The organism is Polaromonas sp. CG_23.6 (genome assembly GCF_029892315.1).
In the GTDB taxonomy this organism is placed as follows: domain Bacteria; phylum Pseudomonadota; class Gammaproteobacteria; order Burkholderiales; family Burkholderiaceae_C; genus Polaromonas.
The window spans coordinates 4019196-4034106 of sequence record NZ_JARXUY010000001.1; the positions used below are offsets into that span (position 1 = coordinate 4019196).

Annotated in this window: 14 protein-coding genes; 4 read left to right on the forward strand and 10 right to left on the reverse strand. The window is 62.1% G+C overall.

Going from position 1 to position 14911, the window contains the following annotated elements; translation table 11 throughout:
* Positions 1 to 10 precede the first annotated feature (10 nt).
* The 4 genes from H4V98_RS19030 to purT all read right to left on the reverse strand — a co-directional run bounded on the left by H4V98_RS19030 (position 11) and on the right by purT (position 3835).
* A complete protein-coding gene (locus H4V98_RS19030; RefSeq protein ID WP_196861913.1) occupies positions 11 to 724 on the reverse strand; it encodes a YebC/PmpR family DNA-binding transcriptional regulator in 714 nt (237 codons plus the stop codon).
* A 441-nt stretch (positions 725 to 1165) separates the two neighbouring features.
* Positions 1166 to 1399 carry a hypothetical protein gene (locus H4V98_RS19035; protein ID WP_196861912.1) on the reverse strand — a complete coding sequence of 78 codons (234 nt, stop codon included), beginning with the start codon at positions 1397 to 1399 and terminating at the stop codon, positions 1166 to 1168.
* Between the two features lie 79 nt (positions 1400 to 1478).
* On the reverse strand, positions 1479 to 2561 hold the full coding sequence (locus H4V98_RS19040) for a mechanosensitive ion channel domain-containing protein (RefSeq protein ID WP_196862194.1): 1083 nt from the start codon (positions 2559 to 2561) through the stop codon (positions 1479 to 1481).
* A gap of 47 nt (positions 2562 to 2608) precedes the next feature.
* The gene (gene purT / locus H4V98_RS19045; protein ID WP_196861911.1) at positions 2609 to 3835 is read right to left on the reverse strand and encodes a formate-dependent phosphoribosylglycinamide formyltransferase; all 1227 of its coding nucleotides are present in this window, start codon (positions 3833 to 3835) and stop codon (positions 2609 to 2611) included.
* Between the two features lie 188 nt (positions 3836 to 4023).
* On the opposite strand from purT, the gene H4V98_RS19050 reads away from it, so the two are divergent.
* From H4V98_RS19050 to H4V98_RS19065, 4 genes are all read left to right on the forward strand, one after another.
* Positions 4024 to 4629 (forward strand): molybdopterin-dependent oxidoreductase, encoded by a 606-nt coding sequence (locus tag H4V98_RS19050; protein WP_196861910.1) that lies wholly within the window; start codon positions 4024 to 4026, stop codon positions 4627 to 4629.
* 39 nt (positions 4630 to 4668) lie between these two features.
* Positions 4669 to 5622 (forward strand): ATP-binding cassette domain-containing protein, encoded by a 954-nt coding sequence (locus tag H4V98_RS19055; RefSeq protein ID WP_196861909.1) that lies wholly within the window; start codon positions 4669 to 4671, stop codon positions 5620 to 5622.
* Positions 5619 to 6467 carry an ABC transporter permease gene (locus H4V98_RS19060; RefSeq protein WP_196861908.1) on the forward strand — a complete coding sequence of 283 codons (849 nt, stop codon included), beginning with the start codon at positions 5619 to 5621 and terminating at the stop codon, positions 6465 to 6467. The genes H4V98_RS19055 and H4V98_RS19060 overlap by 4 nt, the downstream gene beginning before the upstream one ends.
* A gap of 236 nt (positions 6468 to 6703) precedes the next feature.
* Positions 6704 to 7729 (forward strand): chemotaxis protein CheB, encoded by a 1026-nt coding sequence (locus tag H4V98_RS19065; RefSeq protein WP_196861907.1) that lies wholly within the window; start codon positions 6704 to 6706, stop codon positions 7727 to 7729.
* A gap of 175 nt (positions 7730 to 7904) precedes the next feature.
* On the opposite strand, the gene H4V98_RS19070 is transcribed toward H4V98_RS19065, so the two are convergent.
* Genes H4V98_RS19070 through H4V98_RS19095 form a run of 6 tightly spaced genes read right to left on the reverse strand, consistent with a single transcriptional unit; the run spans position 7905 to position 14823 of the window.
* Positions 7905 to 9488, reverse strand: coding sequence for an AMP-binding protein (locus tag H4V98_RS19070; protein ID WP_196861906.1), 1584 nt, complete (start codon positions 9486 to 9488; stop codon positions 7905 to 7907).
* A complete protein-coding gene (locus H4V98_RS19075; protein ID WP_196861905.1) occupies positions 9485 to 10909 on the reverse strand; it encodes an aldehyde dehydrogenase family protein in 1425 nt (474 codons plus the stop codon). Before H4V98_RS19075 ends, H4V98_RS19070 begins: the two co-directional genes overlap by 4 nt.
* Positions 10910 to 10968: 59 nt before the next feature.
* The gene (locus H4V98_RS19080; RefSeq protein ID WP_196861904.1) at positions 10969 to 12486 is read right to left on the reverse strand and encodes a tripartite tricarboxylate transporter permease; all 1518 of its coding nucleotides are present in this window, start codon (positions 12484 to 12486) and stop codon (positions 10969 to 10971) included.
* 13 nt (positions 12487 to 12499) lie between these two features.
* Positions 12500 to 13057: a tripartite tricarboxylate transporter TctB family protein gene (locus tag H4V98_RS19085; RefSeq protein WP_196861903.1), complete on the reverse strand. Its 558-nt coding sequence runs from the start codon at positions 13055 to 13057 to the stop codon at positions 12500 to 12502.
* Positions 13054 to 14013, reverse strand: coding sequence for a tripartite tricarboxylate transporter substrate binding protein (locus H4V98_RS19090; RefSeq protein WP_196861902.1), 960 nt, complete (start codon positions 14011 to 14013; stop codon positions 13054 to 13056). The genes H4V98_RS19085 and H4V98_RS19090 overlap by 4 nt, the downstream gene beginning before the upstream one ends.
* Before the next feature lie 51 nt (positions 14014 to 14064).
* Complete coding sequence (locus H4V98_RS19095) at positions 14065 to 14823, reverse strand: IclR family transcriptional regulator (protein ID WP_196861901.1); 759 nt, start codon at positions 14821 to 14823, stop codon at positions 14065 to 14067.
* Between the last annotated feature and the right edge of the window lie 88 nt (positions 14824 to 14911).

Here is a 14911-nt window from a genome sequence, read left to right on the forward strand (position 1 = left end):
AAAAGCAGGCTCAGCCGGCCAGGCCGACATAGACGTTCTGCACGTCGTCGTTGGCGTCGATGGCGGCCAGGAAGGCCTCGACCTCGTGCAGGTCGCCGGCGCTCAGGGATGCCGGATTGACGGGGTTCTTCGGTTTGTAGCCGAGCTTGGCGGTCAGCACGGTAAAGCCCTGCGCAGGCAGCGCGCGGCTGACCAGGTCCAGGTCGGCGGGGTCGGTCAGGAACAGCGTCGTGCCGTCTTCATGGCCTGGCTCCAAGTCCTGCGCGCCGGCCTCGATGGCAGCGAGTTCCGGGTCGGCGCCAGCCGCCAGCGGCTCGGCCTCGATCATGCCCATGTGGTCAAAGTCCCAGGCCACCGAGCCGGCGCTGCCCAGTTGGCCCTTGCGAAACAACACGCGCATTTCGGACGCGGTGCGGTTGACGTTGTCGGTCAGGCATTCAACCATCAGCGGCACTTGGTGCGGCGCAAAGCCTTCGTAGATGACGTGGTCGAAATGCACCGTTTCGCCGGTCAGGCCGGCGCCTTTCTTGATCGCCCGGTCCAGTGTTTCCTTGGGCATCGAGAGCTTGCGAGCCTGCTCGACCACCAGGCGCAAGCGCGCGTTTGACGCCGGGTCAGCACCGCTGCGCGCCGCGATCATGATGTCCTTGGACAGTTTTCCAAATACCCGGCCCCTGGCATTTGCCGCCAGATCCTTGCCTTTTGCTTTCCATTGCGCGCCCATGACTGGTGTTCCTTGAGGTTGTCGCGCTTTGCGCCGACGGGGGGTTGTTCGGTAGCCCCGGGCCGAGCGCGCCGCCAGCAAAAGGCATGGCGCGTGACCGAGGGGGATTACGTTATACACCCAGCCATGCGCGCTTTTGGCGGCGCTGAAGCCATCTGCGCTGGCAGCTATCGGCGCGTTGCGTGAATGGCCGCACGGCGTTACACCCGGATTCAGTGCCAAAAAAGGCATTTGCGCAATGCTGGCTTGCATGAAGCGCTATTACTTTTGAAGTAACCAATGCTATTGGCAGCTTTACGGGCCAGAGCGCGCCCCGTTCAGTTGCCAAGCTCGGCCTGTGGTGAACTGACAAGCGAACCTGACGCGCTCCCCAGCAAGCGGTCCAGTATCGACCGGCATGGTCAGGTGGTAGTGGGGGTGAAAGCCGGCTTGGGACTCGCATCAAGGTCGCGCGGCTGGCCGTAGCCGGTGATGGCGATCAGCGGCGGTGGACTTCTTCACCAACAGCCGGTAGTCGGCATCGGTCACATGTCGGCTGACCCGCAGCGCCACCCAGGGTGCCGAGTCTCGCCAGCGCGTCGCCGTGATTGCACCCGCATCAAGCCGGGTGATGTCTTGGTTGTTGATGAATTCAGGTGAAGCCTGCGCGGGATGGGTCTTTGGTTGGATCAGCACAGCCTGGGAGGGCTGAACCGGGGTTGCCCGGCCAGCCAGATCAAGACAAATCAGGCGCGCCAACCGCCAGGCCGCATGCTCAAGCCAACGGGTCCTGGTCAGCCCGGGCAACGGCCGCCACGCCGGAGCGTTCCCCCATTTCACCCCGCATCAACGGCAAATGTTCCGGCCAGTCACGCTGCATGCAGTCCACCAGTGCCTCGCGCACCTTGCAGCGCAAATCCCAGTTCAGGCTGGAATTACCCGACGTCACCAGCACCCGCACCTGCATGCTGCGCTCGCCCGCCTCCACCACCTGCAGCAGGCACAGCCGCTGGTCCCATTCGTGCGCGGCCTCGCAGGCGCGCTGGGCGGCTTCGCGCAGCGGCGCCAGGGGCATGCGGTAGTCGACCCACAGGAGCACCGTGCCGATGATCTGCGCATTGTTGCGCGTCCAGTTCTGGAACGGGTTTTCAATGAACCACTGCAGCGGAATGATCAGCCGGCGCTCGTCCCAGATTTTCAGCACGACGTAGGTGCCGGTGATTTCCTCGACCCGGCCCCATTCGCCCTGGATGATGAGCACGTCGTCGATGCGAAACGGCTGCGCCAGCGCAATTTGCAACCCGGAGATCAGGTTGCTGAGAATCGGCCGCGCCGCAATGCCCGCCACCAGGCCAAAGACGCCAGCCGATGCCAGCAGGCTCGCGCCAATCTGGCGCGCGCCCGGAAAAGTCATCAAAATCAGCGCCAGCCCCGCCACGACGATGATGAGCATGGCGGTGCGGGCCAGCATCCGGGTCTGGGTATGGATGCCGCGCGCCTGCAGGTTGTCTTCCACATTGAGCGGGTACAGGCCGATGATGCCCTGGGCCACGCCGCGAACAGCGCGCAGGCCCATCCAGGTCAGCGTGACAAGCAGCAACAAACCGTTGGCATGGCGAATTCCGGCGATCAGCGGAACGTTGTCGGGCGCGCCCTGCCAGACCGCCTGCAGCGCCATCAACGGCAGCAGCACCTGGGCCGGCGCACGGCATTGCTGCGCTGCCCGGTTCAACACCGGCATGGACCGCGTCAGGCGCAGCACCACGCTCGCGCTGACCCGGTGCACCAGCAGCGCCAGCACCACCGCAACCAGCGCTGCTATTAAAACGTGCAACGACGAATCGTCGGTCCAGGACATCAGCTCGGAAAATCGCACGGGCCAATTCCCTTCCCAACTGCCCGCCATCAGGCGACGCGGGGCGTGACTTTCGACGCAGCCAGCCGGGCCCGGCTGCGTGCCACCTCGACATCGTCATCGAAGGCCAGTGCCACGCCCATGCGCCGCTTGACGAAACTCTCAGGCTTGCCGAACAGGCGGATGTCGGTTTGCGGCACCTGCAGCGCATCGGCCACGCCGTCGAACACGATGCCCGCCGCATCGACACCGCCATAGATCACGGCGCTGGCACCCGGGCTTTTCAGCGCGGTGCTGACCGGCAGGCCCAGGATGGCGCGCGCATGCAGCTCGAACTCGTTTTGCCACTGGGTGCACAGCGTCACCATGCCGGTGTCGTGCGGGCGCGGGCTGACTTCGCTGAACCAGACGTCGTCGCCCTTGACGAACAACTCGACGCCGAACACGCCCAGCCCAGCGGGCTGACCGTCAGGGCCGGCGCCCAGGTTGTCGGTCACGGCCTTGGCAATGGCGCGGCTGCTTTCAAGCGCACCCGGGCGCATTGGCTGCGGCTGCCAGCTTTCGACATAGTCGCCGCTGACCTGCAGGTGGCCAATCGGTTCGCAAAAATGCGTTTCCACCTTGCCGTCTGCCCCCAGCGCGCGCACAGTCAGCAGCGTGATTTCATAGTCGAAGTCGATGAAGCCTTCGACGATTACCCGGCCGTGGTTGACCCGTCCGCCGGCCATCGCATGGTCCCAGGCAGGTGCCACGTCTTTGGGCAGGGCAATCTTGCTCTGGCCTTTGCCCGACGAGCTCATCACCGGCTTGACGACGCAGGGATAGCCGATCTTGTTGTCGATAGCGCTTTGCAATTCTTCCAGTGAATCGCAAAACACATACGGACTGGTCGGCAAGCCCAGCGTTTCGGCAGCCAGCCGGCGGATGCCCTCGCGGTCCATGGTCAGGCGCGCAGCGCGGGCCGTGGGCACCACCCGCACCACGCCGGCGGTTTCAAGCTCTTCCAGCATGGCGGTGGCAATCGCCTCGATCTCGGGCACGACCAGGTCGGGTTTTTCGCGCTCGATCAGCGCTTTAAGTTGCGCCGGGTCGCTCATGGTGAGGGTGCGCGCATGGTGCGCCACCTGCTGGCCAGGCGCGTTGTCGTAACGGTCGACGGCGATGGTTTCCACGCCCAGGCGCTGCAGCGCGATCAGCACTTCCTTGCCCAGTTCGCCCGAGCCAAGGAGCATGACTTTGGTGGCATGGGGAGACAAAGGGGTTCCAAAAGTGGTCATAGGGACAGGAAAAGTAGAGAATGAAAAAGGCCTGGTCACATGCCCGATGGGCAAGCCGGGCTGCTGGCAGCTACTGTACTTCACTGCAGTTGTGCAGCCGGAAAACGATAATGCGCGCCACGCGCTGCCCCGGGCGTCAAGTTACCTGTGTAACATCTGCACACAACCCAACACAGAAAGAATTGACTATGGAAAAACGTGATTTTCTGGGCCTCTCCATGGCGGGCACCTTGGCCGCTGGCACACTGGCCTTGCCCTCATGGGCGCTGGCGAAAGACAGTCGCAAACCCTTTTCGGGGCCAGTGCTGCTGACGGTCACCGGGCGCATCGGCGCGGGCAACCGGGGGCCGCTCGATCCGGCCCTGGACCGGATGATGACCAAGCAAAAAATCACCTTCGACAAAGCGCAGGTATTTGATTTTGCCGCCCTCACTGCCCTGCCCGCCTTCAGCATCCAGCCAACGCTGGAGTACGACGGCAAGCCCCATGCCCTGAAAGGCCCGCTGCTGGTCGATGTGATGAAAGCCTGCGGCGTGAAGGCGACCGAAAAAACAGCGCTGTTTCTGCGCGCCGTGGACGGTTATGCGGCGCACGTTACAGCGGCCGAGGCAGAAAAGTACCGTTTCATCGTCGCTACCCACCTGGACGGTCAACCCATACCGCTGGGCGGCCTGGGGCCGCTGTGGAGTATTTTTGACGCCGACCGCTTTCCCGACACGGCCGCCAAGCCTTTGGGGCAACGCTTTTCCAACTGCCCTTGGGCCATGTACCACATTGAAGTCCGGGAAGGCTGAGCGCAGGCCGGCGCCGCGCCGGATGGGCACAATAGACGCATGACCGAGAAGCTCTTTGAAGTCGTGGACCTGACCAAACGCTATGGCAGCGCCACCGTCGTTGACCAGCTGTCGTTTTCCATCGCGCCCGGCGAATGCCTGGGCGTCATCGGTCCGAACGGCGCGGGCAAGACCACCACCATCCGCATGTGCCTGGGCTTGACCAGCCCCGACTCGGGAAGCATCCGCTACCTCCCCCCCGGCCAGGGCACCCGCCTTTCAATGCCCCAGGACGCGCTGGCGATCAAGGCGCAACTTGGCATCGTCAGCCAGTTCGACAGCCTGGACCCGGATTTTTCATGCGCCGAGAACCTGCTGGTGTTCGGCCGCTATTTCGGCCTGAAGGACTGGGTGATCAGGGAACGCATCCCGAAACTGCTGGAATTCGCCGCGCTGACGCACAAGGCTGACGCCAATCTCAGCGAACTCTCGGGCGGCATGAAGCGCCGGCTGAGCCTGGCCCGGGCGCTGGTCAACGATCCGCAACTGCTGCTGCTCGACGAACCCACCACCGGGCTCGACCCGCAGGCACGGCACCTGATGTGGGAGCGGCTGCAGCGGCTGGTGCAGCAGGGCAAGTCCATTTTGCTGACGACGCATTTCATGGACGAGGCCGAGCGCCTGTGCAACCGCCTTCTGGTGCTCGACCACGGCAAGAAAATGACCGAAGGCACGCCGCGCGAACTGATCGCCAGCAACCTGGAGCCCGACGTGGTCGAGGTCTATGGCGCGGGCGCGCTGTCGCTGGTCGAATTGCCACAGCATGCGCCACTGCGGGCCATGGCCGCGCGCGTCGAGGTCAGCGGTGAAACGGTGTTTTTCTACACCGCCGACGCCAAGCGCCTGCTGGCAGCGCTGACCGACCACCCCACGCTGCGCACACTGCACCGCCCGGCCAATCTTGAAGACCTGTTCCTCAAACTCACCGGACGCCAGATCCGCGAGGCCGCATGAAGACCGACGCCACGACCACACCGCCGCACACGCCCCAAGCACAGCCCCGGCAGCCATCGCTGCTGCGGCCGCCGCAGATCAGCGGGCGCTGGTGGCCGGTGTTCCGGCGCAACCTGCTGGTCTGGCGCAAGCTGGCCATTCCCAGTCTGGTCGGCAACATTGCCGAGCCGCTGATCACACTGGTGGCCTTTGGCTATGGCATTGGCGCACTGATCGGGCAGGTGCAGTTGAATGGCAGCGCCGTGCCCTACATCGTGTTCCTGGCGAGCGGCTCAATCTGCATGAGCGCGATGAATGCCGCGTCGTTCGAAGCGCTGTATTCGGCGTTTTCGCGCATGAATGTGCAGCGCACCTGGGACGGCATCATGAACGCGCCGGTGCGGCTTGACGACGTGGTGTTTGCCGAGATGCTGTGGGCCGCCTTCAAGTCGCTGTTCACCAGCGCGGTGATTCTGGGGGTGATGCTGGCGCTCGGCATCAGCCACAGCCCGATGCTGATTTGGGTGCTGCCGCTGCTCGGGCTGGTTGGCGTCGTGTTTGCCAGCATCGCGCTGATCTTCAACGCGCTGGCCAAGGGCTACGACTTTTTCACGTACTACTTTTCCCTGTTCCTGACGCCGACGATGTTCCTGAGCGGCGTATTTTTTCCGCGCGACCAACTGCCCGGCGCACTGCGGACAATTTCAGACTGGCTGCCGCTGACCGCCGCCGTCGAACTGATCCGCCCGCTGTTCCTTGGCCAGTGGCCGACACAGGGCCCGCGGCACCTGGCAGTGCTGGTGGGCTATGGTGTCGCCGCGTTCTGGATTGCGCTGGCACTGACGCGCAAGCGGTTTCGCAATTGACCGCTGGGGCAGTGATGGAGCGGGGCACACAAGCCACGGCAATTTTTAATGATAAAAAATGGCTTTTGCGCAATAGATGCTTGCACAAGCAGCTATTTTTTGCATAGCAAAAACCACACCTTCACACAGCGCCGTTTCCTGAACGGCCTAACGGCCTGACAGCTTGCGCACCGCTCACGACTGACGGCGCATTCAACCGGCTATCGCGACAGGCGGTATTGCCGTAGACTGAACCGATGTCTTCCTCTGCAGACTTGCCAAAACGCGACATCGTGGTCATTGGCGCCTCGGCCGGCGGGGTGGAGGCACTGCGGGGGTTTTTTCATGCCCTGCCCGCCGATCTGCCAGCGGCTTTTCTGGTGGTCCTGCATATTCCGGCGGACACCGCCAGCCAGCTGGACCGGGTGCTCCGCGCGTCAACACGGCTGGCCGTGAAGATTGCGCAGGATGGCGAGGCGATCAGCAACGGGCAGGTGTATGTCGCCTCGGCCGACCGCCACCTCATGCTCACGCCGCAGGGCATCCGGCTCAGCCGGGGCCCGAAAGAAGGCCGGTTCAGGCCGTCCATCGATGTGCTGTTTCGCTCTGCCGCCACTGCCTTCGGCCCGCGTGTCATCGGTGTGGTCCTGAGCGGCGCGCTGGACGACGGCACGGCCGGGCTCTGGGCCATCAAGGACCACCAGGGCCTTGCGCTGGTGCAGGACCCTGACGAAGCCATGTATTCCTCCATGCCGCAAAGCGCCATGGCGCATGTCCAGGTTGATCTGGTCGGCACGCTTGAGGCCTTGGCCGCCAAGGTTAGTGAACTGGTTGGCACCACGGCACCCGAGGCAATACCCATGACCAACACACAGCTTGCAATGGAAAACCACATTGCCATGGAAGGTAATGCGCTCAGGGCCGGGGTCATGAACCTGGGCAAGATTTCAAAATACACCTGCCCTGACTGCCATGGCGTGCTGGTGCAGATCGAGGAAGGGCCGATCGTGCGCTTTCGCTGCCACACCGGCCACGCGTTTTCGCTCAAGAGCCTGCTGGCCCAGGTTAACGAAGCCATCGACAACGGCCTGTGGGCCACGCTGCGCGCGGTCGAGGAGCGCGTGATGCTGCTGCGCCAGATGCAGGCGCTGGCGCAGGAGTCGGGGGCAATCGAAGAGGCGGCCGAATGGTGCGGGCAGGCCGATCAATCAGAAAAGCGGCTCCAGCCACTGCGCGAACTGGTGCTGGACCCGGAATTTTTCGGGCACACCCCCGGGGTTTAGCTTGGCACCGCCCTGCACTGATCGCAAGTTATGCCGACGTCATTTACTATTTAATTCATAGCGGCTTAGGCTTACCAAGATTGCGCCAGAACCATTTTTGGCCAAATTATTATTTGCCTCATGCAGTTCTTTCCAAGCGGTCTGCAATTTTTCGGGTCAGGGTGATGGGGGGGGGCTAGCCATGGACGCCGGTCAAGCTCTTGACGAACTCCAGCAGCTTCAGCCTTTGCACCTTGCCCGAGGGACCACGCGGAAGGTCATCCACAAAATGGATCACTTTGGGGCACTTGAAACGGCCCAGATGGGTTGCGCAGAAAGCGCGCAAGGCAACTTCGTCGGGCTGGCGGCCTGGCCGCAGCACCACGCACACCATGATTTCCTGCCCGTAGTGCTTGTCGGGGATGCCGGTAGCCGCCGCGTCGAGCACATCGGGATAACGCAGCAAAACCTCATCGATCTCGCGCGGCGCGATGTTTTCGCCCCCTTTGATGATGAGCTCCTTGATGCGCCCCGTGATGAAGAAGAACCCATCGGCATCGCGGTGCCCGAGGTCGCCGGTGCGCAGCCAGCCATCGGGCGTGAGGGCCGCCTGGGTGGCCTGCGGGTTCTTGTAGTAGCCCCTCATCACCTGGCCACCGCGAATCACCACTTCTCCGGTATCGCCGTCGGCGAGCGTCTGGAATTGCGCATCGACCACCCGCGCCTCGCAGCCCGAGGCCTTGCCCACCGAGCCCAGCTTGCGCAACTCAATTTGCAGCGGGTTCGAGAACGAAGGCGCTGCGGTTTCCGTCAGCCCCATGGTTTCGATCACGCCAACGCCAAACTTTTTCTCGAAACCCTGCAAATGCTCTGGCGGCAAGGAAGCCGATGCCGAACGGCAAAAACGCAGCGGTCCGGTGACCTCTGGCGAAGGCGCGGGGGCTTCCAGCAAATACGACACCATGGTCGGCACCAGGTTGATCCAGGTGCAGGCGTTGCGAGCCACTTGCGGCCAAAACCGCCCCACCGAGAATTTGTCTGCCAGCACCAGGCTGCCGCCCGATGCAAGAGGCGCCAGCATGGTGACGACAAATGCATTGATGTGGTACAGCGGCAGCACCGCCAGTACACGGTCTTGCGCGCCAAGCTGGTGCTCGGTGGCAATGGCGGCGGCATTGCAAGCGAGCTGCGTATGCGTGAGCAGCACACCCTTGGGCAAGCCGGTGGTGCCCGACGTGTACATGAGCAGGGCAGCATCATCGGATCGCACACGGTTGGCCGTGTCAAGGTCATGGCTGGATACGCCGCTGACCGGCTCTTCGCCAGGCAGGCTGGCGAGGCTCTCAGTAGTCACCAGCAGTTTCACCGGGCGCGCGATGGTCTTGAGCAAGGCCTGTACCTGCCCGGCCCATTGCGCTGTGGCAATCACCAGCTTGCAGTCCGAATGCTCCAGCACATAGCGCATCTGCTCGGGCTGGGCCAGCAGGTTGACCGGGTTCACGCAGTGGCCCGACCACATGCCGCCCAGCAAAATGCGCAAGGTGTTGAGTCCATTGGGCATGACCACCGAGACCGTGTCGCCCTTTGCCAAGCCTTGCTGCGCCAGCACCCGGGCCACCCCTTGGCAGCTTGACAGCAAATCAGCGTAGCTAAGGGCTGCATCGCCTTCTCCTTCCTGCGCATAGACCGCGTCGTGCCGGGCATGCGCTTGTTGCTCGATGAGCTGGCGCAAGCTGCCCTTAACGAAGACTGTGCAGGCCTGGGCGTCTGCCGTGCTCATAGGGCACCATACTTGTCGAAATAGCTGCCGAAAATTTCGCGTTCGGTGGGCATTTTTTCCGGGATCGGCATGGAGACGCGTGTGGTGTTCAGGTAATGCCGGTAGTTCATGTTGTCGGAGAAGTTGTTGCCGCCCCAGGTGCCGCAACCCATGGAGAGTGAAAACGGCAGGCCGTTGTCGAAACTGCCACCCGCAGCGATGCAGTGGGCCTGCTCGACGATGACGCGCGACACGGGCAGCCGCAGCCCGAGCGCCAAGGCCCGATCCGGGTTTTTCGTGTGCAGCCCCACAGAGTGCCCGGCACCTTGCCAGGCGTACAGACGCTCCACCATCTGCATGGCAGCTTCAAAGTCGGGCACGGTGTAGAGGGTAAGCACCGGGCTGAGTTTTTCGCCTGAGTAGGGGTGATCTGCGCCCACGTCGTGCGCCCCCTGGTCTACCATGAGCACCAATGGCTTGGCGGCCGCCAGATCGTCAAAGCCTGCCAGCGCTGCAATGTGCTGCGCCGACTTGCCGGTGACGTCGCCCGAGAGCTTGCCCTGCGGCCACATGACCCGCTGCAGGTGCTCCGCCTGCGCGGCGCTGAGCAAATGCGCGCCTTGATCGCTCAGCGCCTTGAGCAGCGCGTCGCGCACGCTGGCCAGCACCACCAGACTGTTTTCCGACGAACAGCTGGTGGCGTTGTCGAAAGTCTTGGAGCGCACGATGCGCTCGGCAGCGGCCTGGACATCGGCGGTTTCATCCACGATACCGGCGACATTACCGGCACCCACACCAAAAGCAGGAGTGCCGCAGCTGTAGGCTGCACGTACATTCGCCTGCGAGCCGGTGGCCACTACCAGATCGCACAGCGCCATCAATTCGGCGGTGGCTTGTTTGTTGATGGGTGCGGGCAGCACCTGCACCAGATCGCGCGGCGCACCGATGCGGTCAAACTCGGCATGGATGAAATCCACCAGTCGCTGCGCCGTGCCCTGCCCCTTGGGCGAGGGGGCGACGATGACGGCATTGCGCCCTTTCAGCGCATTGATGATCTTGTTGGCCGGGGTAGCACCCGGATTGGTGGAGGGCGTGACCGCACACACCACGCCCACAGGACGGGCGATTTCCACGATGCCCAGCGCCTTGTCTTCGGCAATCACGCCGACCGATCTGGCACCTTGCAGGTCACGCAGCAGCCCCAGCGTCTTGCGGTGGTTTTTGCGCACCTTGTCGGCCACATTGCCGACACCGGTTTCAGCCACGGCCATCTCGGCAAGCGCCTGATTGCGGGCAGGTTCAATGATGGCCCAGCCGGCGGCAGCCACCAGTTCATCGATGCGCGCCTGGTCGTACTGATTGGCCACTTGCTGTGCGGCGCGGGCGCGCTGCACCTGATCGGCGACGGGTCCGGTTGCGTCAGAGGTTTGATTTGTTTGCATGGAGATTCCCGGTTAGGCTGACAGGCTCGCGCCTGGCCAGCAGTTGTGTTGTCCTGGGTTCAGGCGGTTAGTTTGTTGCGTCGCGCAAACAGTTTCAGTACTTTCCCACCAATGCCGGGCACCAGTGCCCAGATGACGAACACGAGGGAAAAAGCCATGATGCTGCCGCTGATCGGACGGGTCAGGAAGATGGTCGGGTCGTTGTCGTAATTGGCCATCGAAGTCATGAAATAACGTTCCGCCAACGGGCCCAGAATGACGCCCAATACCAAGGGCGCAGAAGGAAAGCTGAAGTGCTTCATCACGTAGCCCAGCACACCGAATCCCAGGCAGATGTAAACGTCGATGATGTTGTTGCGCACACCATAAGCACCCACCACACTCAACACCACGATGAAGGCCCCCAGAACAGTGGGCGGCACTTTCATCAAGGTGGCAAAGCCGCGCGCCACCAGCATGCCCGCACCGATCATGAACAGGTTGGCCAGGATCAGGCTCGCAAACACGGTGTAAACCAGGTCGGTTTGGGTGGTGAACAACAGCGGGCCCGGCGTGATGCCGTGCAACACCAGGGCGGCAAGCATGATGGCTGTCGCGGCACTGCCGGGGATGCCCAGCGTCAGCAGGGGAATCATGGCAGCGCCGGTAGTCGCGCTGTTGGCCGCTTCTGGCGCCACCAGCCCGGCTTCCACGCCCGTGCCAAACTCATGCCCGCGTGGCGAAACCTGTTTTTCGATGCCATAAGCGACTACAGCGCCTACCGTCGCCCCCGCGCCGGGCACCGTCCCAAGCAGGCAGCCAATGGCGGTTCCGCGCATGGCAGGTGCCCTGAGCGCCCAGAGATCCTTGAGCGACGGCAGGCGCATGCGCACATTCTTGGCATCGCCTTGCCCGTGACCGCGCTTGCCCAACATCTCCAGCACCTCTGTCAAGGCGAACAAGCCGATCATGACCACCACAAAGTCAATGCCGTTTTGCAGCGCAGGCAGACCGAAAGTCAGACGCGGCATGCCGTACAAAGGATCGACCCCAACGGTGCCAATCAAAATGCCGCAAAACAGCGAAACCATACTCACGGCCGGTGCTTCTTTGGCAATCGCAATAACGCTGATCAGGCCAAGAAAGGTGGCGGCAAAGAACTCTGGCTGGTCAAATGTGAGTGCAATCTCGGCGAATGGAGGTGCGCCAAAAGTGAGCAGCAAAGCACTGGCTATACCCCCCAACGCAGACGCCAGCAGCGCCAGCATCAGCGCCCGGGAGGCCTCTCCGCGTTTGGTCATGGAGAAGCCTTCCCAACAGGTGGGCAACGATGCCGGTGTGCCTGGTATGTTGATCAGGATGGCTGAGATCGAACCGCCAAAGACGCCTCCGGCGTAGATGCCGCCAAGAAACACCATGGCGCTCACGGGTGTCATGGCGTAGGTGAAGGGCAATGCCATGGCCATGGCATTGACGAACGAGATACCCGGCAGTGCGCCAGCGATGGTGCCCACGGCAAGGCCAATGAGCATGATGCCGAAATTCATCGGCTCCAGAGCGGCCAGCAGTCCGTGAAACAAATTGATCAAAGTGTCCAAAGCGTGTGCTCCCTCAGTAGATACCCAACAGGCGGTACAAGGCGATCGAGGCTTCACCCATCACACCCTGGCCACGATCCAGCGGCATCGAAGCCAGCTTCACGAACAGGTACAACAAAAAGGTGGTTCCCAGCAGGCCGATCAGCCCGATCTGCAACGGTTTTCGCATGCCGCCCAACAGGCACCAGCACACGAGATACAACAGTGTGGAGGCAGCAAACCCGATCACAGGCAGCAAATAGCCATACACCAGGATGAAGCTGACGCCCAGTCCAATCAGCGTCGAAAACGGCGTTTTCAGCGCATCCTGGGAGGGGGCATTGATCAGCGCTGTGGCGTTGACAGAGCCCTTGGCGCGCAGGACCGTCACCGCGCGCTGCAGCGTCCAGAACAAGCCGAATGCTGCAATGGCCCACATCATGAGGGTCGGCCAGGTGGCGGGCCCTACCAGCCCCCGCGTGATCTGAGCCGCCATCTCGGGAGACTCGACCACGCGCGAGCGCAGCAAGAGTGCCGCCACCACAAAGGCCAGTGGCCCGGCGAGCTGCCGCCGCCAGATGCTGACAGTCATTTGAATGCCTTCAGGTACTCGCTGACTTTGGTTTGAAACCCTGCGACGTAGGTTTGCGCTTCGGCCGGGGTGTAGCTGCGAGAAACGCAGGTATAGGTGTCTGCGCAGACAGCCTTCCATTCAGGCGTTGCCAGCGCGGCGTTGACCGCTGAAGACAGTGTTTTTAGCAACTCGGGAGGGGTTTTGGCACTGACCGCGATGGCACGGAAGTTCGGCAGATCACCAATCTCGAATCCCAGTTCTTTGGACGTAGGCACCTCCGGGAACGCTGGATGGCGTGTGTCGCTGAACACCACAAGGGGGCGCATCTTTCCGCTCTTGAGAAAGGGGCCCACGTCACCAGGCTCTTCATAAATGGCGTCGGTGTGCCTGCCCAGTGGTGACGCATAACGCTCGGCAGGCTTCTCAAAAGGGACGTTGGTTGTCTTGTAGCCCTTGGAGGCAAAGTATTTCAGCGTGATGTCGTCCTGGGTGCCGTAGCCGGAAGTCGCGATCTTCAGAGCACCTGGTTTCTTTTGCGCATAGGACAGGAAGTCTTTGAAGGTCTTGTGTACGCTGTCATTGGGCACAAACAACATGGACGGCGAGTCTTGCACGATGGCCGCAATGGCAAAGTCGCTGGGTTTGGAGGTGCCCAAGCCTGCAGCCCACGATGACACGGTCAGCGCGATCAGCGTGCCGGCGGTGTAGCCGTCTGCAGGCGCCGAAAGCAGCTTGGAAAGGCCAGCATTGCCCGATGCGCCGCTTACATTTGAAACCGGCACGGGAACGCCCATGCTCTTTTCCAGCAATTGGGACATCTTGCGGCCCATGGTGTCGGCACCGCCACCCGGACCAAAGGTCACCACCAGTTCGATTGGACGGTTGGGGTATTTGTCCTGGGCCAGAGCAGGCAAGGCGGTCAGCCCGAGAGCTGATCCGGCCATGAAGGCCATTGCGAAATGATGTCGTTTCATGTTGTCTCCTAAATAGTTGATTTACAGGAAGCGGCTTACCACCGCAACATTTCATGAATCCTGCTGCACGCGTCCTCCAAGCGCCCGCGTAATTTTTTGCGCTGTTTCCCATACCAATTGACCCAGTTGCCGGACCCGTTCGTCCCCCATGCGGCTGGCAGGTGCGGACAATCCCACGGCAGCCACCGCCACACCACTCGCATCAAAAATTACAGCGCCCAGGCCGTGCACCCCTTCGCGCCACTCTTCAAAGTTGGTGGCATAGCCGCACGCACGGATCCGGACCAGCTCTGCCTTGAGCTTCTCCAGCGATCCAATCGTTTTGGAAGTTGGGCACGGCAAAGGATTGGGGAGATGATCCAGTGCGCGCAAGTCGCCATAGGCCAGCAGTGCTTTTCCCGTGGCCACACAGTGCGCTGGAGCCCGGCCGCCAACTTCGGAATAGGCGCGTACCGGTTGCGGGCTGTCGATCTTGTCGAGATAAACAATTTCCGCGCCTTCCAGCACAGACAAGTGGATCGTTTCCTGTGAGGTATGGGCCAGTTGCAGCAGATGCTCGCGGGCAAGGCGCCGCACATCGAAGCAACCGGCCACCTTGCAACCCCATTCGAACAACTTAAGCGTGCAGTGGTATTCGCCCGTTTTCTCCGACTGCGCGACAACTCCCAACGCGCACCACGTCTGCAAAGTGCGATGCACGTTACTGCCTTGCAAGCCCAATGCCTTGGACAGACCCGACACAGTCCAAGGCCGTGCCGACTCGACCATAAGCTGCAGCAAGTGCACGCCTTTGATTAATGTTTTATCCATTCTATTATTTGGAATGATGTTTCATATATTCAATGTAGAGGCATGAACATCAACTGTCAATCAAGTAATAACCCTTGCAAGTGGCCAC